Source organism: Pseudomonas sp. P108 (assembly GCF_032613195.1).
GTDB lineage: Bacteria > Pseudomonadota > Gammaproteobacteria > Pseudomonadales > Pseudomonadaceae > Aquipseudomonas.
The window spans coordinates 1,047,577-1,073,492 of sequence record NZ_CP126691.1; the positions used below are offsets into that span (position 1 = coordinate 1,047,577).

Annotated in this window: 21 protein-coding genes; 10 read left to right on the forward strand and 11 right to left on the reverse strand. The window is 58.5% G+C overall.

The features are described 5' to 3' along the window. Positions 1 to 27: 27 nt before the first annotated feature. From QOM10_RS04400 to QOM10_RS04420, 5 genes are all read right to left on the reverse strand, one after another. Positions 28 to 1,623: an ABC transporter substrate-binding protein gene (locus QOM10_RS04400; RefSeq protein WP_127925812.1), complete on the reverse strand. Its 1,596-nt coding sequence runs from the start codon at positions 1,621 to 1,623 to the stop codon at positions 28 to 30. A 77-nt stretch (positions 1,624 to 1,700) separates the two neighbouring features. Then, positions 1,701 to 3,122 carry an OprD family porin gene (locus tag QOM10_RS04405; RefSeq protein WP_127925813.1) on the reverse strand — a complete coding sequence of 474 codons (1,422 nt, stop codon included), beginning with the start codon at positions 3,120 to 3,122 and terminating at the stop codon, positions 1,701 to 1,703. A 175-nt stretch (positions 3,123 to 3,297) separates the two neighbouring features. Next, the gene (locus tag QOM10_RS04410) at positions 3,298 to 4,896 is read right to left on the reverse strand and encodes an ABC transporter substrate-binding protein (protein ID WP_316917673.1); all 1,599 of its coding nucleotides are present in this window, start codon (positions 4,894 to 4,896) and stop codon (positions 3,298 to 3,300) included. Positions 4,897 to 5,196: 300 nt separating this feature from the next. Beyond that, entirely contained in the window at positions 5,197 to 6,822 is a 1,626-nt protein-coding gene (locus tag QOM10_RS04415) for an ABC transporter substrate-binding protein (protein ID WP_127925815.1), read from the reverse strand. 260 nt (positions 6,823 to 7,082) lie between these two features. After that, a complete protein-coding gene (locus tag QOM10_RS04420) occupies positions 7,083 to 8,684 on the reverse strand; it encodes an ABC transporter substrate-binding protein (protein ID WP_316917674.1) in 1,602 nt (533 codons plus the stop codon). Between the two features lie 1,189 nt (positions 8,685 to 9,873). On the opposite strand from QOM10_RS04420, the gene QOM10_RS04425 reads away from it, so the two are divergent. Beyond that, complete coding sequence (locus QOM10_RS04425) at positions 9,874 to 10,230, forward strand: DUF6124 family protein (RefSeq protein WP_316917675.1); 357 nt, start codon at positions 9,874 to 9,876, stop codon at positions 10,228 to 10,230. 172 nt (positions 10,231 to 10,402) lie between these two features. Here the strand turns inward: QOM10_RS04425 and QOM10_RS04430 are convergent, their stop codons facing one another. Then, positions 10,403 to 11,119: an SIMPL domain-containing protein gene (locus QOM10_RS04430; RefSeq protein WP_150774064.1), complete on the reverse strand. Its 717-nt coding sequence runs from the start codon at positions 11,117 to 11,119 to the stop codon at positions 10,403 to 10,405. A gap of 302 nt (positions 11,120 to 11,421) precedes the next feature. On the opposite strand from QOM10_RS04430, the gene QOM10_RS04435 reads away from it, so the two are divergent. From QOM10_RS04435 to QOM10_RS04450, 4 genes are all read left to right on the forward strand, one after another. Beyond that, complete coding sequence (locus QOM10_RS04435) at positions 11,422 to 12,684, forward strand: ATP-binding protein (RefSeq protein WP_007915316.1); 1,263 nt, start codon at positions 11,422 to 11,424, stop codon at positions 12,682 to 12,684. Then, positions 12,677 to 13,237: a response regulator transcription factor gene (locus QOM10_RS04440; RefSeq protein ID WP_003221630.1), complete on the forward strand. Its 561-nt coding sequence runs from the start codon at positions 12,677 to 12,679 to the stop codon at positions 13,235 to 13,237. The genes QOM10_RS04435 and QOM10_RS04440 overlap by 8 nt, the downstream gene beginning before the upstream one ends. A 96-nt stretch (positions 13,238 to 13,333) precedes the next feature. After that, positions 13,334 to 15,061 (forward strand): ABC transporter ATP-binding protein/permease, encoded by a 1,728-nt coding sequence (locus QOM10_RS04445; RefSeq protein WP_127925819.1) that lies wholly within the window; start codon positions 13,334 to 13,336, stop codon positions 15,059 to 15,061. Positions 15,062 to 15,251: 190 nt separating this feature from the next. Beyond that, positions 15,252 to 15,998 carry a FadR/GntR family transcriptional regulator gene (locus tag QOM10_RS04450; RefSeq protein ID WP_176472316.1) on the forward strand — a complete coding sequence of 249 codons (747 nt, stop codon included), beginning with the start codon at positions 15,252 to 15,254 and terminating at the stop codon, positions 15,996 to 15,998. Between the two features lie 7 nt (positions 15,999 to 16,005). On the opposite strand, the gene QOM10_RS04455 is transcribed toward QOM10_RS04450, so the two are convergent. Next, positions 16,006 to 16,353 carry a hypothetical protein gene (locus QOM10_RS04455; protein ID WP_127925820.1) on the reverse strand — a complete coding sequence of 116 codons (348 nt, stop codon included), beginning with the start codon at positions 16,351 to 16,353 and terminating at the stop codon, positions 16,006 to 16,008. Between the two features lie 172 nt (positions 16,354 to 16,525). After that, positions 16,526 to 16,906, reverse strand: coding sequence for a hypothetical protein (locus QOM10_RS04460; protein ID WP_150691851.1), 381 nt, complete (start codon positions 16,904 to 16,906; stop codon positions 16,526 to 16,528). Between the two features lie 296 nt (positions 16,907 to 17,202). On the opposite strand from QOM10_RS04460, the gene kdgD reads away from it, so the two are divergent. From kdgD to QOM10_RS04485, 5 genes are all read left to right on the forward strand, one after another. Beyond that, on the forward strand, positions 17,203 to 18,114 hold the full coding sequence (kdgD, locus tag QOM10_RS04465; protein WP_016984321.1) for a 5-dehydro-4-deoxyglucarate dehydratase: 912 nt from the start codon (positions 17,203 to 17,205) through the stop codon (positions 18,112 to 18,114). 75 nt (positions 18,115 to 18,189) lie between these two features. After that, positions 18,190 to 19,635, forward strand: a complete 1,446-nt coding sequence (locus tag QOM10_RS04470) for an aldehyde dehydrogenase family protein (protein ID WP_034154458.1) — start codon at positions 18,190 to 18,192, stop codon at positions 19,633 to 19,635. A gap of 143 nt (positions 19,636 to 19,778) precedes the next feature. Then, a complete protein-coding gene (locus QOM10_RS04475) occupies positions 19,779 to 21,140 on the forward strand; it encodes an MFS transporter (RefSeq protein WP_007915342.1) in 1,362 nt (453 codons plus the stop codon). A gap of 11 nt (positions 21,141 to 21,151) precedes the next feature. Continuing rightward, on the forward strand, positions 21,152 to 22,705 hold the full coding sequence (gene garD, locus QOM10_RS04480; RefSeq protein ID WP_095119494.1) for a galactarate dehydratase: 1,554 nt from the start codon (positions 21,152 to 21,154) through the stop codon (positions 22,703 to 22,705). A gap of 256 nt (positions 22,706 to 22,961) precedes the next feature. Then, positions 22,962 to 23,903, forward strand: a complete 942-nt coding sequence (locus QOM10_RS04485) for an AEC family transporter (RefSeq protein ID WP_127925823.1) — start codon at positions 22,962 to 22,964, stop codon at positions 23,901 to 23,903. Between the two features lie 119 nt (positions 23,904 to 24,022). Here QOM10_RS04485 and QOM10_RS04490 read toward each other — a convergent pair whose 3' ends face one another. From QOM10_RS04490 to QOM10_RS04500, 3 genes are read right to left on the reverse strand one after another with little or no spacing between them, the layout of a single operon-like run. Then, the gene (locus tag QOM10_RS04490; protein WP_016984177.1) at positions 24,023 to 24,403 is read right to left on the reverse strand and encodes a carboxymuconolactone decarboxylase family protein; all 381 of its coding nucleotides are present in this window, start codon (positions 24,401 to 24,403) and stop codon (positions 24,023 to 24,025) included. Further along, a complete protein-coding gene (locus QOM10_RS04495) occupies positions 24,400 to 25,461 on the reverse strand; it encodes a calcium/sodium antiporter (RefSeq protein ID WP_316918362.1) in 1,062 nt (353 codons plus the stop codon). Before QOM10_RS04495 ends, QOM10_RS04490 begins: the two co-directional genes overlap by 4 nt. A 46-nt stretch (positions 25,462 to 25,507) precedes the next feature. Then, a complete protein-coding gene (locus tag QOM10_RS04500) occupies positions 25,508 to 25,882 on the reverse strand; it encodes a septal ring lytic transglycosylase RlpA family protein (protein ID WP_007915349.1) in 375 nt (124 codons plus the stop codon). Positions 25,883 to 25,916 lie beyond the last annotated feature (34 nt).

The window sequence follows — 25,916 nt, forward strand, 5'->3', positions numbered from 1 at the left end:
GGGTCAGGGACACCGGGAGTTTCTTATCTACTTCACCTGGGTGGTGGCGAAGTTATTAGTGGTGAGAGGGCTGATGTGATAGCCCTCTACGTTGTTGCGCATTGCGGTAAACATCCTGGTGTGGGCCATGCTGATCCATGGCTGATCCTGATTAAACAATACTTGCGCCTGTTCGTAGAGCGCGGCGCGTTCGGCCGGATCTACTTTAGCCCGTGCTTCATCCAGCAGCGTCTGGAATTTCTCGTTGCACCAGCGCGCGTAGTTCTCGCCGTTTTTTGCCGCCTCGCAACTGAGCATAGGCGTCAGGAAGTTATCCGGGTCGCCGTTGTCGCCCGCCCATCCGGCCGAGACCATATCGTGTTCGCCGGCCTTGGCGCGTTTGAGCATTTCGCCCCATTCCATCACGCGGATGTCGATCTTGATCCCGACTTTCGCCAGGTCAGCCTGCATCATTTGCGCGCCGAGCATCGGGTTGGGGTTGGTCGGGCCGCCACCGTTGCGGGTAAACAGGGTAAACACGGTGCCCTCCGGAACCCCGGCTTCCTTGAGCAGGGCGCGGGCCTTGTCGAGGTCACGTGGCGGGTTCTTCAGGTCGTGGTTGTAGCCCAGCAGCGTGTCCGGGTACGGGTTGACCGCGACGGTCGCATTGCCCGGGCCGAACAGCGCGTTGACGTAAGCCGCTTTGTCGAAGGCGATATCGATCGCTTTACGCACACGCACGTCGCTCATGTATTTGTGCTGGGTGTTCATGGCGATGTACGAAACGGTCATCGCATTCAGTTCATCGACCTTGAGCTTGTCGTCTTTCTTGATGCTCGGGATGTCATCCGGTTTCGGATACAGCGCGATCTGGCACTCGTTGGCCTTGAGCTTCTGCAGGCGCACGTTGTTGTCGGTGGCGATCGCCAGAATCAACGCGTCGGCCGGCGGCTTGCCACGGAAGTAATCCGGGTTGGCCTTGAAGCGCACCTGCGCATCCTTGGCATAACGCTGGAAGATGAACGGGCCGGTACCGACCGGTTTGTTGTTGAGGTCGCCGGTCTTGTTGGCCTTGAGCAGCTGATCGGCGTACTCGGCGGAGTAGATGGCAGTGAACGGCATCGCGACGTCGGCCAGGAATGGCGCTTCGCGGCGGGTCAGAGTGAACTTGACCGTTTGGTCGTCGACTTTTTCGACGCTTTTGAGCAGTTCTTTGAAGCCCATGCTTTCAAAGTACGGGAAGCCCACGCTCGACAGCTTGTGCCACGGGTGATTCGGGTCCAGCTGACGCTGGAAGCTCCAGACCACGTCGTCGGCGTTCATGTCGCGGGTCGGCTTGAAGTATTCGGTGGTGTGAAACTTGACGCCTTTACGCAGGTGGAACGTGTAGGTCAGACCGTCTTCACTGATGTCCCAAGTGTCTGCCAGGGCCGGAACGATTTCCGTGGTGCCGGGCTTGAAGTCCACCAGACGGTTGAAGATGGTTTCGGCCACAGCGTCCGCCGTGACTGCAGTTGTGTACTGGACCATATCGAAGCCTTCCGGACTGGCTTCGGTGCAGACCACCAAGGGTTTGGCCGAGACGCCGACAGCGACACTCAGCAACGCAGCCGCGATGGCCGCACGTAGGGGAAGCATTTTCATCGATAACCCTCTGCAATCGGTTGAAGACAAAAAGCCGAACGGCCGACTCATCATGAGTCAGCCGTCGACTGGCGTTTTTACAGGATGTTGAATGGAATCGTGGTCACGAGACGGAACTCGTTGATGTTGCCGTCAGCCTGGTTTTCACTGGCGCGGTGCGTGGTGTACGTCGCGCGAATCGCAGTGGCCTTGAGCGGGCCGCTCTGCACGGCGTAGGAAGCACCGATGCCGTATTCGTAGTGAGTTTCGCCGTCCATCAGGCTCAGGTCGCCGCGCTTGGCGCCCGGGTCGGTGTAGGCGGTGCCACGGTAGTGAGTACCGTCAATGCCCCAGCCGCGTGCCTGGTAGATGTTGAACTTCAGGCCTGGCACGCCATATTCGGCCATGTTGATGCCGTAGGCGATCTGGAAGGACTTCTCGTTCGGGCCGTTGAAGTCCGACAGCAGGGAGTTGGCCAGGTAGATGCCGTTGGTTTCGTGCAGGTAGTCGAAGTAGGTGTCGCCATTCACTTCCTGGTACGAGAAGGTCAGGCTGTGAGCCTGGTGAGCCAGACCCAGCGACAGCGAGTAAGTATCGTTGTCGATCTCGCCCATGAGCTTTTTGCCTTCGTCGACGGTCTTGTAGTAGTTCAGACCGGTGGTCAGGCTCAGCACCTGGCTGTCACCCAGTTCGTGGGTGGCACCGAAGTAGTACTGGTTCCAGAAGTCTTCGACGTTGGAGCCGTACAGGCTGGTTTTCAGACTCTTGAACGGCTGATAGTTGACGCCAGCGATGTAGACCTTGTCGGTCTCAACGCCAGTGGCCGAGTACTCGGTGCGGAATTTCGACAGGCTCTGCTCGGTACGCGGCGAAACACGGTCGAAGCCACCGAGGTCGAACGACAGGTTGTTGAACTCTTCGCTGTGCAGGGTAATACCCTCAAAGCTCGAAGGCAGCGGACGGTTGCCGATGACGTCAACGATCGGGGTGCTGAAGTTCTGGCGACCGGCGGTCAGCGTGGTGTTGGAAACCCGCAGCTTGACGTTGGCCAGACCCAGTTTGCTCCACTGGTCGACAGCGTCGCCGTCGGAGTGCGCCAGGGTACGGTTGGAACCGCCGGCGATGTCCTTGCGGTCACGGTCCAGAACGATGGCGTTGTAAGCGGCGACTTCGGTGCTGACGCCAACGGTGCCTTGGGTGAAGCCCGAGGTGTAGTTGACGATGGTGCCTTGCACCCAGTTGATACGACGCGGGGTCGGTGTCTTGACCACTGGCGAAGTGTTCTTGTCGCTGTTTTTCACGTAGCTGAAACGGTCATCACGACGCTTCAGTTCATTGGCGTACCAGTTACGGGTTGTGCCGCCCAGGCTTTGTCCATCGATAAAGCCTTTGGCCTCGCTTTGGGCGCTACTGCCGGCCAATGTGGTAGGGACGAACTCCTGACTTGCAGGTTCTGCGTACGCCGTGGCGGTGATGCTGCTGATGGCCAGGGCCAGTATCGCGGTGCTGCTCAGTTTCATGGGTGAAGCTCCTTTACTTTCTTTTTATGCCGGCTTTTTTTGGTATGCCGGTTATTGGTTTAGAACTCATTCACACATCGCAAACGTTTGCAAAAAGCCGGATTGGCGAATTTCGGCAAAGCGCTTGCGTGAGGGGCTAGACAGCGCCCCTCAGCGTTGCGGCTAATCGTCTGGTTTAATCGATACCGACACCCGAGAACACGTTGCGACCGAACGGGCTCACTTTGAACCCTTCAATCCTCGCGCTTAACGGCTGGTTGACCGTCGAGTGGGCGACAGGCGTGATCGGCACTTGCTGTTTAAGCAATTGCTGGGCCTGTTTGTAGAGCACGGTGCGCTGGTCGCGGTCGGTGACGACCTTGGCCTCTTTGATCAGCTTGTCGTAAGCCGGATCGCACCACATGGAATAGTTGTTGCCGCCAATGGCATCGCAGCTGTACAGCGTGCCGAGCCAGTTGTCCGGATCCCCATTGTCACCGGTCCAGCCGATCAGGCTGATGTCGTGCTCGCCGTTCTTGGTGCGCTTGATGTACTCGCCCCATTCGTAACTGACGATCTTCACTTTAAGACCGATCTTGGCCCAGTCGGCCTGGAGCATTTCGGCCATCAGCTTGGCGTTGGGGTTGTACGGACGCTGCACCGGCATCGCCCACAGGGTGATCTCGGTGCCTTCCTTGACGCCGGCAGCCTTGAGCAGCTCTTTGGCTTTTTCCGGGTTGTAGGCGGCGTCTTTGATAGTGTCGTCGTAAGACCACTGGGTTGGCGGCATGGCGTTCACGGCCAGTTGGCCAGCGCCTTGATAAACAGCGTTGAGAATCCCTTGTTTATTCACCGCCATGTCCAGCGCCTGCCGCACTTCGAGCTGGTCGAAAGGCTTGTGACGCACGTTATAGGCGATGTAGCCGAGGTTGAAACCCGGCTTGGAAATCAGTTGCAGTTTCGGGTCGGCCTTCAACGCTTCAACATCGGCAGGGCGCGGATGCAGGGTGATCTGGCATTCGCCGGCCTTGAGTTTCTGCACGCGCACCGAGGCGTCGGTGTTGATCGCGAAGATCAGGTTGTCGAGTTTGACCCGGCTCGGATCCCAGTAATGTTTATTACCGGTGTAACGGATGTTCGAGTCTTTCTGATAACTCTTGAACACGAACGGCCCGGTGCCGATCGGTTTCTGGTTGATATCGCTCGGCTTGCCGTCGGCCAGCAGTTTGTCGGCGTATTCGGCGGACAGAATGGCGGCGAAGCTCATGGCGATGTTCTGGATAAACGCGGCGTCGACGCTGTTGAGCGTGAACTCCACGGTCAGCGGCCCGGTCTTCTCGACCTTGGCGATGTTCTTGTTCAGGCTCATCCCGTTGAAGTACGGGAACTCGGTTGGATAAGCCTTACGGAAGGGCTGCTGCGCATCCAGCATGCGATTAAACGTGAACAACACGTCATCGGCGTTGAAATCGCGGCTCGGCTTGAAGTACGGCGTTGTATGAAATTTCACACCTTCACGCAGGTGAAAGGTGTACTTGAGACCATCCTCGGAAATATCCCACTGGGTTGCCAGACCGGGGACGACATTGGTCGCGCCTTTTTCGAACTCGACGAGACGGTTGTAGATCGGTTCGGCGGCGTCGTTATCGGTCGCTGTTGTGTACTGTGCGGTATCGAAACCGGCCGGGCTGCCTTCCGAGCAGAACACCAGGCTTTTGCTGGCGGCGAAACTGGCGGACGAGGCGGCCAACAGGCCGGCGCCCAGCAATGCGGAAAAAACCAAGGTATGGCGCATGACGCTCCCTCTTTTTTTAGTGTTGTTCAATGCGCCGTCGTCTCATCCGGAGACGTTTGGCTACATCGAGCTCAATCCAGTACGTACGGCAAACCGGTGGCCCACGCAGAAACTGGTCAGTACCCGACGGTAGGGGCCGCGGTCCTGGCAGTAAATGCGTAAATGCCTTAAAGCTCGTAGGAAAAGGCGACACGTCCTATACCGCTGCGGTAATCCGCAGTGGAATTGGCTGTAGGCAATTTCCTAAATTCCCGGCAGATAAAACAGCGGCGACGTTAAAAACGTCGCCGCTGCAGTGCCTTATTTGCTGACGCTGACGCCGTAGAAGGAGTTCAAGCCAAATGGGCTGATCTTGAAATCCTGCACGTTGGCGCGCATGGGTTGATACACCGTCGAGTGAGCGATAGGTGTCATCGGGACTGCATCTTTGAGGACGTGTTGTGCCTCTTTGTACAGTTCGGTGCGTTTACCTTGGTCGGTTGTACGCTTGGCTTCTTTGACGAGGCCGTCGAACTTCTTGTCGCACCACTTGGAGAAGTTGTTGCCGCTGAGCGAGTCGCAACCGAACAGCACGTTCAGCCAGTTGTCCGGGTCACCATTGTCACCGCTCCAGCCAATGATCATGGCCTGGTTCTCGCCACCTTTGGAACGCTTGATGTACTCGCCCCACTCGTAGCTGGTGATCTTCACTTTCAAGCCGATCTTGGCCCAGTCGGACTGGAGCATTTCAGCCATCAGTTTGGCGTTCGGGTTGTACGGACGCTGCACCGGCATCGCCCACAGAACGATTTCGGTACCTTCCTTGACGCCCGCTTCCTTGAGCAGCTGTTTGGCTTTCTCAGGATCGTACTTGGCATCCTTGATGGTGGTGTCGTAAGACCACTGGGTCGGCGGCATGGCGTTGACGGCCAGTTGGCCTGCGCCCTGATAAACCGAGTCGATGATCTGCGGCTTGTTCACCGCCATGTCCAGCGCCTGACGGACGCGCAGGTCAGCCAGCGGGTTGGCTTCGTTGCTGCCCTTGACCTTGTCCATCACGTTGTAGGCGATGTAGCCGAGGTTGAAGCCCGCCTGATCAGGCATCTTCAGCGACTTGTCTTCTTTCAGCGCTTTCAGGTCGGCCGGACGCGGGAACAGGGTGACCTGGCACTCGTTCTTTTTCAGCTTCTGAATACGTACCGACGGGTCGGTGGTGATGGCGAAGATCAGGTTGTCGATCTTCACGTCATCAGGCTTCCAGTAATCCTTGTTGCCGGTGTAACGGATGTTGGAATCTTTCTGGTAGCTCTTGAACACGAAAGGACCAGTGCCGATCGGCTTCTGGTTGATGTCGGCGGCTTTACCTTCTTTCAGCAGCTGCGCTGCGTACTCGGCGGACTGCACCGAGGCGAAGCTCATGGCCATGTTCTGGATGAACGCAGCGTCGACTTCTTTCAGAGTGAACTTGACGGTGTGGTCGTCGACTTTATCGATCTTGGTGATGTTGGTGTCCATCCCCATGTCGGTGAAGTACGGGAATTCGGTCGGGTACGCCTTACGGAACGGGTCATCCTTGTTAATCATGCGATTGAAGGTGAACAGCACGTCGTCGGCGTTGAACTCACGAGTCGGCTTGAAATACGGGGTGGTGTGGAACTTGACGCCTTCACGCAGGTGGAAGGTGTAAGTCAGGCCATCATCGGAAATGTCCCACTTGGTCGCCAGACCAGGAATCACGGCGGTGCCGCCGCGCTCGAACTGGGTCAGACGGTTGAACATGGTTTCGGCTGAGGCGTCGAAGTCGGTTCCGGTGGTGTACTGGCCTGGGTCGAAACCGGCCGGGCTGCCTTCGGAGCAGAACACCAGGTTAGTCGCAGCGGATGCGAAAGGTGCGGAGGCTAACAAGCCTGCGCCGACTAAAAACGGAATGACCGCGTGTTTAAGCATGTTGGCCTCATGATTTGTTGTCATTTTTTAGTTGTGAGGTACGACCTCGTGAGTCGTGCCTGCGGATACTTATGCAGGGGCCATACCCAATGCAAGATCCAGAGTGTGAGTGAGCGTTAAACCGTGGCACGAACGTACCTTAATGTCGCATCTGTATAACTTCTGACGCATTTGACCGTTTGCGGGTGGTTTTTACGGTGCAAATGAAGCCCCAAAACGGTGCGCTGGTCACGTTGTGCGCGCCGCCTTGGGGCTCGGTGTTACTTATTTATACCCACGCCATAGAAGGGGGTTAGACCGAACGGGCTGATACGGAAGTCGGTGACTTCCTTGCGCAACGGCTGGAACACCGTGGAGTTGGCAATCGGCGTGATCGGCACTTGCTGTTTAAGGATCAGTTGTGCCTGTTGATACAGTTTTACCCGCTGCTCCTTGTCCGTGGACAACTTGGCCTGTTGCACCAGTTTGTCGTAAGCCGGATCGCACCATTTGGCGTAGTTGCTGCCTTTCACCGCCGCGCAGCTGTAGAGCACGCCAAGCCAGTTGTCCGGGTCACCGTTGTCACCCGTCCAGCCATAGATCATGGCGTCGTGTTCGCCATTTTTCGCACGTTTGATGTACTCGCCCCATTCGTAGCTGACGATGTTGGCCTTGATGCCGATTTTCTCCCAATCCTGCTGGATCATCTGTGCCGACATCCGCGCATTCGGGTTCGAGGCGCGTTGCACTGTCATCGCCCAGAGGTTGATGGTTGTACCTGGCGCAACCCCTGCTTCTTTCAGTAGCACCCGTGCTTTTGCCGGGTCGTAGGGAGCGTCCTTGATGGTCGGGTCATACGACCATTGCGCCGGCGGCAAGGCGTTTTGCGCCAACTGGCCGGCGCTTTGGTAAACGGCTTTGATGATTGCCGGTTTGTCGATGGCCATGTCCAGCGCCTGCCGCACTTTGAGCTGGTCGAGTGGCGCGTGGGTGGTGTTGTAGGCGAGGAAACCGAGGTTGAAACCGGCCTGCTTGAGCACGCGCAGGTTCGGGTCTTTTTCCATCACTTCGATGTCGGCCGGGCGCGGGTAGCCGCTGACCTGGCATTCGCCGGCCTTGAGTTTTTGCAGGCGCACGGCGGCGTCCGGGGTGATCGAAAAAATCAGGTTATCGATTTTGACGTCTTCGGGTTTCCAGTAGGCCGTGTTGGCGGCATAGCGGATTTGTGAATCCTTCTGGTAGCGCTTGAAGACGAATGGGCCGGTGCCGATGGGTTTCTGGTTGAGGTCAGCGGCTTTGCCTTCCTTCAACAGTTGGTTGGCGTATTCGGCGGATTGCACCGAGGCGAAGCTCATGGCGAGGTTTTGCACGAAGGCGGCGTCGACGTTGTTGAGGTTGAAGCGCACGGTTTGCTCGTCGAGTTTTTCTACCGATTTGATTGTGGTGTTGAGGCCCATGTCGGTGAAGTAGGGGGACTCGGCGGGGTAGGCCTTGCGGAAGGCGTTGTCTGGGTCGAGCAGGCGCTGGAAGGTGAAGAGCACGTCGTCGGCGTTGAAGTCGCGGGTGGGTTTGAAGTAGTCGGTGGTGTGGAATTTTACGTTTTGGCGCAGGTGGAAGGTGTATTGCAGACCGTCCGGGGAGATGTCCCATCTTGTCGCCAGGCCGGGTTCGATGTCGGTGCCGCCGCGTTTGAATTGGGTGAGGCGGTTGAAGACGGTTTCGGCGGAGGCGTCGAAGTCGGTGCCGCTGGTGTATTGGCTGGGGTCGAAGCCTGCCGGGCTGGCTTCGGAGCAATAAACGAGTGTTGTGGCGGCGTTGGCGATCGGGGTTATGGCTGTTAGTGCGAGGGAGATCAAGAGCGGTTTTAGGGTGGATCTTGGCATGGGGTCCCCGGGGAATCGGCGGTGGTAATCGTGGAAGAGTAGCTGGGGCGGGGGTGTTGGCGGAAATATCGTTTTTCCTGTTGAAGCGTCTATCTCGGCATATCTAGCACTTGTGTGTATATCCGTTGCTGCGGTAACGGCGGCTTAGGGTTTCGCCCTTACGGCGACTCACTTTTTTTCAAACGCCAAAAAAAGTAAGCAAAAAACGCTTGCTCCTACGTGCGGCCCGCTCGCTGGGGCTCGGGGTTCCTTCGCTCCGGGATCGATCCGGGCGCAGCGTCTCCGGTTTGCTTCGCTGCACCTACTCCCGCTGTATTTGGCTTCGCCAAACGGTCGCTGCGCTCCCACGCCCGGATCAATCCCTCCACTCAGCCTTCCGACGTCGCCTTACAGATCAAGAGCTGCAGCCGAGCTAACGCTCATCCTGTTGAGTGGTGAAGAGCGGGGCGCGGTCGGCTTTGGATTTGTGGTGGATTCGCCCCTCACCCCAGCCGTCTCCCGAGGGAGAGGGAGCCGATTTTCGGGCGTTTCAAAACCTGAGTTCAACGCGGTATCGCACGTCGGCGTAGCTCTCCCAAACACCTCGGTCAGTTCCCTCTCCCTCCGGGAGAGGGCTAGGGTGAGGGGCTTTTGATCTGTTTCAGAATCTGAGTTCGGCTCGGTATTTCATGTCGGCGTAGTTCTCCCAAACAACTCGGTCAGTTCCCTCTCCCTCCGGGAGAGGGCTAGGGTGAGGGGCTTTTGATCTGTTTCATAATCTGAGTTCGGCTCGGTATTTCACGTCGGCGTAGTTCTGCCAAACACCTCGGTCAGTCCCCTCTCCCTCTGGGAGAGGGCTAGGGTGAGGGTTGGCTTTTTGACTGTTTAAATCTGTGTCAGATAACCAGAACCTTCCCACAAGGTTTTCAGGTTGTCCGTCGGACGTGCGCTCTCTAGGCTCTGGTTGTCGCTGAAGACTCAGCGATCGGGAGGTGAGATTCCCGGTTATTGAATTTGGAAACCTGCACAAGCCACCCCATAATCGCCGCCAGCTCATGCTGTCAGCAGTTTTTATGGCGGCTATGTACGGGCGGACTTTTGTCCGGCCGGGTTGGTTTCCTTACCGGTAATCTCACTCCGTACATAGTTGCCACCTCATTTCTCGAGTGAGATCGGAAATGAATGGCGTCAGTTCATAAGGAAATTTTCCATGGATAAATTGATACCTGACCCACCCCTCGATACCCCACTCGAAGACGCCATCCGCGCCGACGACCAAATCAAAACCCGCGAAGCCATCAAACGCGCCCTGGATTTCTACCTCAGCCCCGAACCCCTAAAACCCCGGCAGCCCAGCACGATGTTCCTGATCCAGCCAAACATCGACACCGAAAGCCTGCTGGCGCATGCCTGTGAGTCACTGGCGTCGGCGAACACGTTAACCAGTAACTTTGCCGATCAACTGGGCCGGCCCGAGCGTAATACGGCGTTGGCGATTCAGCAGATCATCATGCTGGCCGAGCTGGCAGTTAACCGGGCGCTGGATCGGGTTGATCCGCAGGGCTGACGATCGCGTTATCGTTCTTCGCGAGCAGGCTCGCTCCCACAGGTGGAATGCATTTCAAATTGTGGGAGCGAGCCTGCTCGCGAAGACGGTGGTTCATCCACAGCAAATCCCAGGCACAAAAAAACCGCCGATCATTCACCGATCGGCGGTTTTTCATTCAGCCCAGATCAAATCACGGCATCAACACTTCAATCGAGCCATCGGCGGTCATGCTGACCTGGCTGGTGCCTGCTTCAACTTCAGGTGTCACCGGCGCGGAATCCATCGCCGCCGCTTTCATCATCATCGGTGCGCGCAGGTACGGTTGTGGATAACCGTTACTGTTGAGATTCAGGTTGACGATTTTGTAACCCTTGCCGCCCAGTGCATCGGTGGCCAGTTGGGCGCGGGCCTTGAAGGCGGTCACGGCTTCTTTGAGCAACTGGTCTTCACTGGATTTGCGGGTCGGGTCGGCGATGGCGAAGTCCATGCCGCCCATTTTCAAGTCGCCCAGCAGTTCGCCGGTGAGTTTGGACAGGGCGGCGAAGTCAGAGCTTTCCAGGCGCAGTTCGGCGCGTTCACGCCAGCCGGTGATCTTCTGGCCCTTGGTGTCGTAGATCGGGTAACTGTTGCGGCTGCCTTGGCGCAGGGTGATGTCTTTGACTTGCTTGGCCTGGGCCAATGCCTTGTTCATGGTGGTGCTGACGTCGGCGGCGAGTTTCGCCGGGTCGGTGTTTTGCTCTTCGGTGTAGAGGGTGACGATCATCAGGTCGCGGGCGACTTCCGTGCTGACTTCGGCGCGCAGGGAAATCTGGTTGTAGTGCAGCTCATCGGCGGCCAGGGCCGGAAGGCTGGCGACGCTGCCGACGGTCAGGGCGAGAAGGGCGGCGCTGCGGCGAAATGTGTGCATGAAAGCTCCTTGATGAGGGCGCAGGTGATGGTTCGGGGGCCTGCGTGAAACCATCAGACTCTAGCTTTTATGATCCGGTTCGCCCAGTTACAACTTCTATACAGATGACTGGTGGCCGCTGTGCAGCCCTTCGCGAGCAGGGGAATGCATTTCAAAGGTGGGAGCGAGCCTGCTCGCGAAGGCGTCCTTATAGCCGCCGAAGATGTTTTCGCCATGTGGTCGTTTGCCGCACTTTCGCCTCTCAAGCCCGCGGCTTGGTTATACTCCGTGCGATCCGCCTGGAGCGCTCATCAGGAGAGCTCATGCTCGCCCCCGTACAACTGACTTCCGCCACTCGCCAGAACCTCTGGCGGCTGACTTTCATTCGCACCCTGGTGCTCGCCGCGCAGGCTGGCTCCGTAGGCCTGGCCTACTGGCTGCAATTGTTGCCGTTGCCGTGGGTACAACTGGCGATGACCCTCGGCTGCTCGACGCTGCTCTGCGTGTTCACCGCGGTGCGTTTGCGTACCTCGTGGCCAGTGACCGAACTCGAATATGCGCTGCAACTGGCCTGCGATCTGGTTATCCACAGTGCGCTGCTGTATTTCTCCGGCGGTTCGACCAATCCGTTTGTTTCCTACTATCTGGTGCCGTTGACCATCGCTGCGGTGACGTTGCCGTGGCGCTATTCGGTGATTCTCTCTGGCATCGCGCTGGCGCTGTACACCGTGATGCTCACGCGTTTCTATCCGCTGGAAACCCTGCCGGTCGCTCGCGAGAATCTGCAGATCTACGGCATGTGGCTGAGCTTCGCACTGGCAGCGGCGGTGATCACCTTCTTCGCTGCGCGCATGGCTGAAGAGTTGCGTCGTCAGGAAGAATTACGTGCGATCCGTCGTGAAGAAGGCCTGCGCGATCAGCAATTGTTGGCCGTCGCCACCCAAGCCGCTGGTGCCGCCCATGAACTCGGCACGCCGCTGGCGACCATGAGCGTGTTGCTCAAGGAAATGCAGCAGGATCATCCCGACCCGATGCTGCAGGATGATCTGAAGGTGCTGCAGGATCAGGTCAAACTCTGCAAAGAAACCCTGCAGCAACTGGTGCGCGCCGCCGAAGCCAATCGTCGTCTGGCCGTGGAGATGCAGGACGTCACCGACTGGCTCGACGAAGCGCTGAACCGCTGGCACCTGATGCGTCCGGAAGCCAGTTATCGCTTCCACCGCCTCGGCCAGGGCACCGTGCCGCGCATGGCGCCGCCGCCGGATCTGACTCAGGCGCTGTTGAATCTGCTCAACAACGCCGCCGATGCCTGCCCGGAAAATCTCAAGGTGACCCTGGACTGGGACGTCGAGAACCTGACCATCAGCATTCGTGACCACGGCGCCGGTGTGCCGCTGGCCATCGCCGAGCAGATCGGCAAACCGTTTTTTACCACCAAGGGCAAAGGTTTCGGCCTGGGCCTGTTTTTGAGCAAGGCCAGCGTGACACGCGCCGGCGGCTCAGTGAAACTCTATAGTCATGAGGAAGGCGGCACGCTCACCGAGCTGCGCCTGCCCCACGGCGCCCGAGGAGACCAACATGAGTGACGAAATCCAAGTCGAAGGCGAAGAACTGCCGCATTTGCTGCTGGTCGACGACGACGCAACGTTTACCCGAGTGATGGCCCGTGCCATGGCTCGTCGTGGCTTTCGCGTCAGCACCGCAGGTTCGGCCGAAGAAGGCCTGACCATCGCCCAGGCCGATCTGCCTGATTACGCCGCGCTCGACCTGAAAATGGACGGCGATTCGGGTCTGGTGCTGCTGCCCAAACTGCTGGAGCTGGACCCGGAAATGCGCGTGGTGATTCTCACCGGTTATTCGAGCATTGCCACCGCCGTCGAGGCGATCAAGCGTGGTGCTTGCAACTACCTGTGCAAACCGGCTGACGCCGACGACGTGCTGGCCGCGTTGTTGTCCGAGCACGCCGACCTCGACAGTCTGGTGCCGGAAAACCCGATGTCGGTTGATCGCCTGCAGTGGGAACACATCCAGCGTGTGCTCACCGAGCACGAAGGCAACATCTCCGCCACTGCCCGCGCCTTGGGCATGCACCGCCGTACCCTGCAGCGCAAACTGCAGAAGCGCCCGGTTCGTCGCTGAACCTGCGCTGAACGACTATCGCCAGCGCTCGCGATAAAACGCACCGATCTACTATGATCGGTGCGTGTCTGTTCTTTTCTATATCGAGCCTTATCCATGAATCAGAACGCTGAATATTCCGCGGTCAACGATGCTGTGCGCGGGCAGTTTTTTCGCAAGGTGTGGGCAATCATCACGCCGTACTGGCGCAGTGAAGAGAAGGGCAAGGCCTGGACGCTGCTGATCGCAGTGATAGCACTCTCGCTGCTCAGCGTGGGCATCTCGGTGTGGTTCAACACCTGGTACAAGGACTTTTACAACGCCCTGCAAAAGAAAGACGAAGTGGCGTTCTGGCGCTTGATTCTGTATTTCTGCGGCATTGCGGCGGTGGCCATTGTCGGTGCGGTGTACAGGCTCTATCTGACTCAGATGCTGACGATTCGCTGGCGGGCGTGGCTTACCGAAAAGCATTTCTCGCGTTGGCTTGCCGACAAGAATTACTACCAGCTGGAGCAGGGCGGTTACACCGATAACCCGGACCAGCGGATTTCCGAAGACCTCAACAACTTCACTTCCAACACCCTCGAACTGGGTATCGGGCTGCTGCGCAATATCGTCAGTCTGGTGTCATTCTCGATCATTCTCTGGGGCGTGTCGGGCAGCATCGAACTTTATGGCATCACCATTCCCGGCTACATGTTCTGGTGTGTGCTGGTTTATGCGGTGGTGGGCAGTTGGCTGACGCATTTGATCGGTCGTCGCTTGATCGGTCTGAACAACCAACAACAACGCTTCGAAGCTGACCTGCGTTTTTCCATGGTGCGGATTCGCGAGAATGCCGAAAGCATTGCGTTGTACAACGGTGAGCCGAACGAAAATCGTCGTCTGAGCGCCCGCTTCGGCAATGTCTGGCACAATTTCTGGGACATCATGAAAGTGTCCAAGCGCCTGACGTTCTTCACCGCCGGTTACAGCCAGGCAGCGATCATCTTCCCGTTCATCGTGGCTTCACCGCGTTACCTTGCCGGCAAGATCGAGCTGGGTGAGCTGATGCAGATCAGCTCGGCATTCGGCAACGTCCAGGAAAGCTTCAGCTGGTTCATCAGTGCGTACCAGAGCCTCGCTTCCTGGCGCGCCACCTGTGATCGTCTGCTGAGTTTCCGTCAGGCTATGACCGACAACGAAGAGCGCATTCCGGCGATCGATGTGCAGAATCAGGGCCGCGAATTGAAGGTGCACAACCTCGGTCTGGATCTGGCCGACGGTCGTCATCTGCTGACCAGCGCCGACATGACCGTCGAACCGGGTGAGCGCGTGATGCTCAGTGGCCGTTCCGGCAGCGGCAAGTCGACGCTTTTGCGGGCGATGGGGCATTTGTGGCCGGCGGGCCACGGCAACATCCGTTTGCCGGCGGCGCGTTATCTGTTCTTGCCGCAAAAACCCTATCTGCCGATCGGCACCCTGCGTGAGGCGTTGAGTTATCCACAACCGGGCGACACTTACGCGCCGGAACGTTATGCACAAGTGCTGGAAACCTGCCGCTTGCCGCATCTGGTCGCGCGGCTGGACGAGGCCAATCACTGGCAGCGCATGCTCTCGCCGGGCGAACAGCAACGCTTGGCTTTCGCCCGCGCAATGCTTTACGAACCGCAATGGCTGTACATGGACGAAGCCACTTCGGCGATGGACGAGGAAGACGAAGCGACGCTGTATCAGGCACTGATCGATCAGTTGCCGGGTCTGAGCATTGTCAGTGTCGGCCATCGCAGCAGCTTGAAACGCTTCCACCCACGGCATGTGCGGATCGACAGCGGCCACTTGGTTGAACAGACCGTAACTGCCTGATCACCGCTAACCCCCTGTAGGAGTGAGCCTGCTCGCGATAGCGTTGGGTCAGTCACATTGATGCTGAATGTGCGGACGTCATCGCGAGCAGGCTCACTCCTACATAAAGCGATGTAAACCGGAAAGTGATCGTACAACCCGCTTGAGCTATCATGCCCACAAGCCGAATTTTCGAGACAAGATGCACACCATGGAAAACCTGATCGACACCCCGCGCCTCCCCCGCAAGCGCCGCAGCCTGGCCCAGGAACTGGTGACGGTGCTGAGCGAGCAGATCCGCGATGGCCTGCTCAAACGCGGTGACAAACTGCCTACCGAGTCGGCGATCATGGAGGCCCATGGCGTCAGCCGCACCGTGGTGCGCGAGGCGATTTCCCGTTTGCAGGCTGCAGGGCAAGTGGAAACCCGCCACGGCATCGGCACTTTCGTACTCGACACGCCAAGCCCGAGTGGTTTCCGCATCGACCCGGCCACCGTCGTCACCCTGCGTGATGTGCTGGCCATTCTCGAACTACGCATTAGCCTGGAAGTGGAATCTGCCGGCCTTGCCGCGCAACGTCGCAGCGCCGAGCAACTGGCGACCATGCGTGCCGCCCTCGATGCTCTTAACGAAAGCGCTGCCCACGCCAGTGATGCGGTCGCTTCGGACTTTGCCTTCCACCTGGAAATAGCGCTGTCCACCGGCAATCGCTACTTCACCGACATCATGACCCACCTGGGCACCAGCATCATTCCGCGTACGCGGCTGAATTCGGCGCGACTGGCCCATGATGATCAGCAGCACTACATGAGCCGTCTGAGTCGCGAACACGAAGAAATCTACGATGCGATTGCCCGGCAGGATTCCGATGCTGCGCGTGCGGCGATGCGTCTGCATTTGACCAACAGCCGTGAAAGACTGCGCCAGGCCCATGAAGAGGCGCAGGCGCAGGGGTGACGGGTAATTAAAGCTCGAGTTGAACTGTCAGCACTGGCGAATCCGAAATATTACTGGCGCGGGTAACGCTGTAGCGAAGGCTGGCGGTTGCACCTGGAACGAGTTTTTTCTCAAAAACATCTTTGGGAATGGCGAAGGGCAGTAGCGTTCCTACCGTCGCTGCAGTCAATGTGATTTGGTCTTTGAAGCTGTTGCCGGTAGTAGTTTTTACGTCCAGCGCAACGACGTCTCCGACAGCTGAGTTTTCGTAAGTCACTTCGCCGTGAGCTTTTCCCTCCAACTTCCCGACATAAAGAACTCCTTTAACTGCTTCTCGAAGTACTGGTGCTGCGAGTGCTTTTACTTGTGCATTCATGAGTAAATTCCTTTTCGTTATCTCTTCTAACCGTTTCAGGGGCGCAAGTGACGGCATGCGCTGTCGGAGCCGGTTCGTTAGCTCCTGCGTCATTAACGTCAAATCTGCAATTGCCTGGCACCTGTAAGAAATACCAGTTCCGACGAACGGTCACCGCTCCCGCACGACCAGTTCAGCCCTCGATCCGCAACCTCAACACCTGCGAAAACGGCTCCATACTCGACTCATCACAAAACTTGTAGCGCAATTCAACCTCCCTGTTCAGGTACGGACGCAGCACCTCTTTAGGCAACTGCAACTCGATCCCCGTCAGTTTCTCCATCTCGTCTTCGGCATCGTCCCAGGTGCCAGTGTCCACTTCTTCACCGGCCCATTCGGGCTCCTCAGGGTCGTCACCGAGAATTGGATAGACGCTCCAGTTCGCTGGAAAATCGCTCGAATCCGGGACCTGTACGATCAATACATCGGGTAGCACGGACAACTGAAGGGTGAGGGTGTCAGAGGCAGAAGAGGCGATTTGCGTGAGGGTCGGTGCAGCATAATTCACGAACATTTCAGTTTCCTTCGAAGGTCCGCCACGATCCTTCGTGGCAGTCGTCGCACCTTACCCGGCGTCTCTGCATCGCTCAGTAAACGAATCTTGACCAGACATTTCCGCGCTAGAACCCTTTAAACACGGGCTTTCGCGACGAGTTTTGCCAAGCCTTGAGCAGCTTTGTCCGACAAAAAAACACCCACAACGATGAAATGCAGTTGACGGTTATTATTTAAGTTGTACGATGACCTACAACTTCAGCGAAGGCTGAACGGACCAATCACAAAAAACGTTGCTACCAGGGTGTTCGAATAATGAATCCACAAGAACTGAAGTCCATCCTCTCTGCCGGCCTGCTGTCTTTCCCGGTGACCGATTTCAACGCGCAGGGCGATTTCAACCGCGCGGGCTACATCAAACGCCTGGAATGGCTGGCTCCATATGGTGCTTCAGCCTTGTTCGCCGCCGGCGGCACCGGTGAGTTCTTCTCCCTGGCTGCCAGCGAATACTCGGAAATCATCAAGACTGCCGTCGACACCTGTGAAACCAGCGTGCCGATCCTCGCCGGTGTCGGTGGTTCGACCCGTCAGGCCATCGAATACGCTCAGGAAGCCGAGCGTCTGGGCGCCAAAGGTCTGTTGCTGCTGCCGCACTACCTGACCGAAGCGAGCCAGGACGGTGTTGCCGCTCACGTTGAAGCCGTGTGTAAATCGGTCAACATCGGCGTGGTCGTTTACAACCGCAACGTTTGCCGCTTGACCGCGCCGCTGCTGGAACGTCTGGCCGAGCGCTGCCCGAACCTGATCGGTTACAAGGACGGTCTGGGCGATATCGAGTTGATGGTGTCGATCCGTCGCCGCCTCGGTGATCGCTTCAGCTACCTCGGTGGCTTGCCGACCGCCGAAGTCTACGCCGCTGCCTACAAGGCGCTGGGCGTACCGGTTTACTCCTCGGCGGTGTTCAACTTCATCCCGAAAACCGCGATGGACTTCTACCACGCGATCGCCCGCGAAGATCACGCCACCGTCGGTAAGATCATCGACGACTTCTTCCTGCCGTACCTGGATATCCGCAACCGCAAGGCCGGTTATGCCGTGAGCATCGTCAAGGCAGGCGCAAAAATCGCCGGCTATGACGCAGGCCCGGTGCGGGCGCCGCTGACCGATCTGACTGGCGAAGAGTACGAAATGCTCGCTGCGCTGATCGACAAGCAAGGTGCGCAGTAACACCCGACAAAAACGCGGCCGCTGAGTAATCAGCGGCTTTTTGCGTAAAGGCTTTTAGTTTTGAGGGCTGCCCCTGTGACAAATGCAAAACGCTACGACAACTACATCAACGGCGAATGGGTTGCCGGTGCCGACTACTCGGCCAACATTAACCCGTCGGAACTGAGCGACACCATCGGCGATTACGCCAAGGCTGACCTGACTCAGGTTCACGCTGCCATCGACGCTGCCCGCGCGGCATTCCCGGCGTATTCGACTTCGGGCATTCAGGCCCGTCACGATTCGCTGGATAAAGTCGGTACGGAAATCCTCGCCCGCCGCGAAGAACTCGGCACCCTGCTGGCCCGGGAAGAGGGCAAGACCCTGCCCGAGGCCATCGGCGAAGTGACCCGCGCCGGTAACATTTTCAAGTTCTTCGCCGGTGAATGCCTGCGCCTGTCCGGCGACTACGTGCCGTCAGTGCGTCCGGGCGTCAATGTTGAAGTGACCCGCGAAGCGCTGGGCGTGGTCGGTCTGATCACCCCGTGGAATTTCCCGATCGCCATTCCGGCATGGAAAATCGCGCCAGCGCTGGCCTACGGCAACTGCGTGGTGTTGAAACCGGCCGATCTGGTGCCGGGTTGCGCCTGGGCACTGGCGGAAATCATCTCCCGCGCAGGCTTCCCGGCCGGCGTGTTCAACCTGGTGATGGGCAGCGGTCGCGTGGTTGGCGATGCGCTGGTGCAGAGCCCGAAAGTCGACGGCATCAGCTTCACCGGTTCGGTAGGCGTGGGTCGTCAGATCGCGGTCAACTGCGTCTCGCGCCAGGCCAAGGTTCAGCTGGAAATGGGCGGCAAGAACCCGCAGATCATTCTCGACGACGCCGACCTCAAGCAAGCGGTCGAGCTGTCGGTGCAGAGCGCGTTCTACTCCACCGGTCAGCGTTGCACCGCGTCGAGTCGTTTGATCGTCACCGCCGGGATTCATGACAAGTTCGTTGAAGCCATGGCCGAGCGCATGAAGTCGATCAAGGTCGGCCACGCACTGAAATCCGGCACCGATATTGGTCCAGTGGTTTCCCAGGCTCAGCTTGAGCAGGACATGAAGTACATCGACATCGGCCAGTCCGAAGGTGCACGTCTGGTCAGTGGCGGTGGCTTGGTGACGTGTGACACCGAAGGCTACTTCCTCGCGCCAACGCTGTTTGCCGACAGTGAAGCGTCGATGCGCATCAGCCGTGAAGAGATCTTCGGCCCGGTGGCCAACATCGTTCGCGTGGCTGACTACGACGCGGCGCTGGCGATGGCCAACGACACCGAATTCGGTCTGTCGGCGGGTATTGCAACCACCTCGCTGAAGTACGCCAACCACTTCAAGCGCCATTCGCAAGCCGGGATGGTCATGGTCAACCTGCCGACCGCTGGCGTGGACTACCACGTTCCGTTTGGTGGCCGTAAAGGTTCATCCTATGGATCACGTGAGCAAGGCCGCTATGCGCAAGAGTTCTACACGGTCGTGAAGACCAGTTACATCGGTTCCTGATACACGCAATACCCCTGTAGGAGCTGCCGAAGGCTGCGATCTTTTGATCTCGATCTTAAAGATCGCAGCCTTCGGCAGCTCCTACAGGGAATACCAAAGAAGATTCACCCGCGCATAAAAATAATCAGTGGGAGTACATCTACATGCAATCGTCCAAGCCGACTCACGTCCGCTATTTGATCCTTCTCATGCTGTTTCTGGTGACCACGATCAACTACGCCGACCGTGCCACGATCGCCATTGCCGGCTCCAGCCTGCAAAAAGATCTGGGCATCGACGCAGTCACCCTCGGCTATATCTTCTCCGCATTCGGTTGGGCCTACGTGGCCGGGCAAATTCCCGGTGGCTGGCTGCTCGATCGCTTCGGCTCGAAAAAAGTCTATGCCCTGAGCATTTTCACCTGGTCGCTGTTCACCGTGCTGCAAGGCTTTGTCGGTGAATTCGGCATGTCCACGGCCATCGTTGCGCTGTTCATGCTGCGCTTCCTCGTGGGCCTGGCTGAAGCGCCATCGTTCCCCGGCAATGCGCGCATCGTCGCGGCCTGGTTTCCGACCGCTGAACGCGGCACCGCCTCGGCGATCTTCAACTCGGCGCAATACTTTGCCACCGTGTTGTTCGCCCCGCTGATGGGCTGGATCGTTTACTCCTTTGGCTGGGAGCACGTGTTTATCGTTATGGGCATCCTTGGGATCATCTTCTCGCTGGTCTGGCTGAAAGTGATCTACAGCCCGCGTGAGCACCCGCGTATCAACGAAGCCGAGTTCAAACACATCGCTGAAAACGGCGGCATGGTCGACATGGATCAGAAGGGCAAAAAGTCCGACGGTCCGAAGTGGGATTACATCCGTCAGTTGCTGACCAACCGCATGATGCTCGGTGTGTATCTGGGCCAGTACTGCATCAACGGCATCACCTATTTCTTCCTGACCTGGTTCCCGGTGTATCTGGTGCAAGAGCGGGGCATGACCATTCTCAAGGCGGGTTTCATCGCCTCGTTGCCGGCAATCTGCGGCTTTATCGGCGGCGTACTTGGCGGGGTGATTTCCGACTACCTGCTGCGCAAAGGCCACTCGCTGACCTTCGCCCGCAAAGCGCCGATCATTGCCGGCCTGCTGGTTTCCAGCAGCATCGTTGCCTGCAACTATGTTGAAGTGGAATGGATGGTGGTTGGCTTCATGGCCCTGGCCTTCTTCGGCAAAGGCGTTGGCGCACTCGGTTGGGCGGTGGTTTCCGACACCTCACCAAAACAGATCGCCGGTCTGAGCGGTGGCCTGTTCAACACTTTCGGCAACATCGCTTCGATCACCACGCCGATCGTGATTGGCTACATCATCAGCTCCACCGGTTCGTTCAAATGGGCGCTGGTGTTCGTCGGTGCCAACGCACTGGTCGCGGTGTTCAGCTATCTGGTCATCGTTGGCCCGATCAAACGTGTGGTACTCAAAGAGCCGCCAACCAATGGCGGTGTTGAAGCCAGCGGTAAATTGTCCCAAGCGCATTCCTGAGGAGCGGCGTCATGCAGTTGATTGAACATTCCGACTCGCCGCGCCACATCCGCCTGCACGAGCGGGACAATGTGGTGGTCGTGGTCAACGACCAGGGCGCCCCGGCCGGCACTGAATTTGCCGATGGCCTGGTGACGCTGGAATTTGTGCCGCAGAGCCACAAGGTCACCCTCGAAGACATTCCTGAGGGCGGCCAGGTGATTCGCTACGGTCAGGTGATCGGCTACGCGTTGCAGCCGATTCGCCGTGGCAGTTGGGTCAAGGAAGATCAACTGCGCATGCCGACCGCGCCGCCGCTGGACAGCTTGCCGCTGTCCACCGACGTGCCGGACGCGCAGGCACCGCTGGAAGGCTTCACGTTCGAAGGTTATCGCAACGCTGACGGTACCGTCGGCACGCGCAATATTCTCGGCATCACTACGACCGTGCAGTGCGTCACCGGCGTGCTTGATCACGCGGTAAAACGCATCAAGGAAGAACTGCTGCCGAAGTACCCGCACGTCGATGATGTGGTGGCGCTGACTCATAGCTATGGCTGCGGCGTGGCGATTACCGCCACCGACGCCTACATCCCGATTCGCACTGTGCGCAATCTGGCGCGCAACCCGAACCTCGGTGGCGAGGCGTTGGTGATCAGTCTGGGCTGCGAGAAATTGCAGGCCGGGCAGGTCATGCACGAGGACGATGCGTCGGTAGATCTCAGCGATCCATGGCTGTATCGCTTGCAGGATTCCAGTCACGGTTTCACCGAGATGATCGAGCAGATCATGGAACTGGCCGAGGTGCGCCTGAAGAAACTCGACCAGCGCCGCCGCGAAACCGTGCCGGCGTCCGAGTTGATCCTCGGCATGCAGTGCGGCGGCAGTGATGCCTTCTCCGGGATTACCGCCAACCCGGCGCTGGGTTATGCCTCGGACTTGTTGTTGCGCGCGGGGGCGACGGTGATGTTTTCCGAAGTCACCGAAGTGCGCGATGCGATTTACCTGCTGACTTCACGCGCCGAAAGCAAAACCGTCGCCGAGGAACTGGTGCGTGAGATGGACTGGTACGACCGTTACCTGGCCAAAGGTGAAGCGGATCGCAGCGCCAACACCACGCCGGGCAACAAGAAGGGCGGGTTGTCGAACATTGTCGAGAAGTCGCTGGGTTCGATCGTCAAATCCGGCAGCAGCGCGATCAATGGCGTGCTCGGCCCGGGCGAGCGGTTCAAACAGAAGGGTTTGATTTTCTGTGCGACGCCGGCGAGCGATTTTGTCTGCGGGACGTTGCAGTTGGCGGCGGGGATGAACCTGCATGTGTTCACCACCGGGCGTGGCACGCCGTATGGTTTGGCGATGGCGCCGGTGGTGAAGGTTTCGACGCGTACGGAGCTGGCGCAGCGCTGGCCTGATCTGATCGACATCGATGCCGGGCGGATCGCAACCGGGCGCGCGACGATTGAGGAATTGGGTTGGGAGTTGTTTCACTATTACCTGGATGTTGCCAGCGGCAAGCAGCAGACGTGGGCGGAGAAGCACAAACTGCATAACGACATTACGTTGTTCAATCCGGCGCCGATTACCTGATGGTTTTTTGGGGGGGGGAGCAAAAGCTACCCTCACCCCAGCCCTCTCCCGGAGGGAGAGGGGGCCGATCCGGGGATATTTGAGAAGTACATCGACCTGGAAATGCTGAGCCGAATCCATAATCGACTCGGTCTTGCAGGTCGATGTATGACACAAGACACCTCGGTCAGTCCCCTCTCCCTCTGGGAGAGGGCTAGGGTGAGGGGCTTTTGCTTTATCATTGGCCACTAACGACGCTCACCCAAGGCTCCCCGGCATGCTGGCAATTTTCCTCGAAACCCTGAACATCACCGCGCCGGTGTTTGCCATGCTGTTTCTCGGTGTGCTCCTCAAGCGCATCGACTGGATCAACGACAACTTCATCCACACGGCCTCGTCGCTGGTGTTCAACGTCACCATGCCGGCGCTGCTGTTCCTCGGCATTCTGCATGCCGACTTGCACGCTGCGTTGCAACCGTCCCTGCTGATCTACTTTTCCCTCGCCACGCTGGTGAGTTTTGCCGTGGCCTGGGGCTGGGCGATTTTCCGTTGTCCGCGTGAAGATCGTGGCATCTATACCCAGGGCGCGTTTCGCGGCAATAACGGTGTGATCGGTCTGGCGCTGGCAGCGAGCATGTACGGCGATTACGGGATTTCCCTCGGGGCAATTCTCGCGGCGCTGGTGATCCTGTTCTACAACACGCTGTCGACCATCGTGCTGGCGGTGTACAGCCCGGTGATCAAGTCTGATCCGTGGAGCATCTGCAAAAGCGTGTTCAGCAATCCGCTGATCATCAGCGTGATTGCGGCGGCGCCGTTTGCCTATTTCAAGATCGGTTTGCCGGGATGGCTGGAAACCTCCGGGCAGTATCTGGCGCAGACCACCTTGCCATTGGCGCTGATCTGCATTGGCGGAACGTTGTCGCTGGCGGCGTTGCGCAAGAGCGGTAGCATGGCGCTGAGTTCCAGCCTGGTGAAGATGATCGGTCTGCCGGTGCTGGCGACGTTGGGGGCTTGGTTGTGGGGCTTTCGTGGCGCGGAGTTGGGGATACTGTTTCTGTACTTCGGCAGCCCGACGGCGGCGGCGAGTTTTGTCATGGCGCGAGCAGCGCAGGGCAATCATGAATTGGCGGCGGCGATTATCGTGATGACCACGTTGATGGCGGCGATTACCACCAATGTCGGGATCTTTGTTTTGCAGTGGGGTGGGTGGATCTGATTTTGAGTGTTGTGGTGTTGTTCAGGGCCTCTTCGCGAGCAGGCTCGCTCCCACATGTGAAATGCATTCCAAAATGTGGGAGCGAGCCTGCTCGCGAAAGCTATTTCAGCAGCACTGAATCACTCAGGTTTCTGATAGGTATCGATCACTTCCTGCGCCGCGCGAAACGCATCAATCGCCGCCGGCACGCCGGCATACACCGCGCAATGCAGCAGCGCCTCACGAATCTCATCCACGGTGCAGCCATTGTTCAGCGCACCGCGCACGTGGCCTTTCAATTCCTGCGGGCACTTCAGTGCCGTCAGCGCGGCGAGGGTGATCAGGCTGCGGGTTTTCAGCGGCAGACCTTCGCGGTTCCACACGCCACCCCAGGCATGTTCATTGACGAAATCCTGCAAGGGTTGAGTGAACTCGGTGGCGTTGCCCAAGGCGCGATCAACAAACGCATCGCCCATTACCTGGCGGCGGACTTCAACCCCGGACTTCTTCGATTCGGTCATGGTTTTTCACTCTTGTGGTGTTGGCGGCGCCAGGCGCGGATCGACGTGAACAGCAGAAACGTCAACAGCGTCGGCAGGACATAAAACAGCATCAGCCGTTCGAGCTTGCCCGCCAGCGGCATGCCGGTGGTGAACGACACCACGTGCAGCCCATAGGCCAGATACAAACCGAGCAGCAACAAACCTTCTGCACGCGTCACGCGGTAGCCGGAATAGAACACCGGCAGGCACAGCGCGGCGACACCGAGCATCACCGGCAAGTCGAAATCCAGCGCATTCGGCGATACCGACAGCGGTGTCGGTGCAATCAGTGCGGTGAGGCCGAGCACCCCGAGCAGATTGAACAGGTTGGCGCCGATCACGTTGCCCACGGCGATGTCGCGTTGCCCGCGCAATGCGGCGATCAGCGAGGTTGCCAGTTCTGGCAGCGAGGTGCCGACGGCGACCACGGTCAGGCCGATCACCCGCTCGGAGAAGCCCAGATCCGTCGACACCACCACGGCGGCTCTGAGCAGCAAGTGCCCGGCGAACACCAGCAGGACGAGGCCGACGATGATCATGAAGACGCTGGCAAGCCATGAGGTCTGTACCACTTCGGCTTGTGCAGAATGCGGTCGCGTCGAGTGCCGTGACTGGCGCAACAGTAAACCGAGATACAACGCCAGTGCGCCCAGCAGCAAGATGCCGTCCAAGCGGCCGAGCTCTTCATTCCATGCCAGGACGAACACCAGCAGGCTGGCGCCGATCATCAGCGGAATATCGAGCCGCACCAGTTGCCGCGAAACGCGCAGAGGAATGATCAGCGCGGAAAGGCCGAGGGTGACGAGGATATTGAAGATGCTGCTGCCGACCACGCTGCCAACGGCGATGTCCGGGTTGTGCGCCAGCGCCGCTTGCAGGCTGACGGCCATTTGCGGCGCGCTGCTGCCGAGGGCGACGATGGTCAGGCCGATGATCAGCGGCCGTACATGCAGACGCGCCGCCAGACGCACTGCCGCGCGCACCATCAATTCGGCGCCGAAGATCAGCAGGCACAGACCGGCGAGCAGTTCGATCACGCTGATCAGGGGTAAATCGGCTAATCCGAAAATGGTCAGCACTCCATCAGTCGTCGAGGGCCTGCACGCGAACCCGCGCGGTGCCGCTGCGCAGCATGCCGAGCTGTTCGGCGGCCTCGCGGGACACGTCGATCAGGCGTCCACGGGTATGCGGGCCGCGGTCGTTGATGCGGACCACGACGGATTCATCGTTTTTCAGGTTGGTGACCTTCACCCGTGTGCCGAAGGGTAGCTGGCGGTGGGCGGCGGTCAGGGAATTCTGGTTGAACGGCTCGCCACTGGCGGTGCGTTTACCGTGGTGCTTGGCGCCGTAATAAGAGGCGACGCCGGTCTGGTCGTAACCGTGCGGGTCGATGGTGTCGGTGCTGGCGCAACCGGCCAGTAAAGAGAGCAGGGCGCAGGCGCCGAGCAGACGTTTCATTCGAATACTCCAAAGTGATCGTTCCCACGCTCCA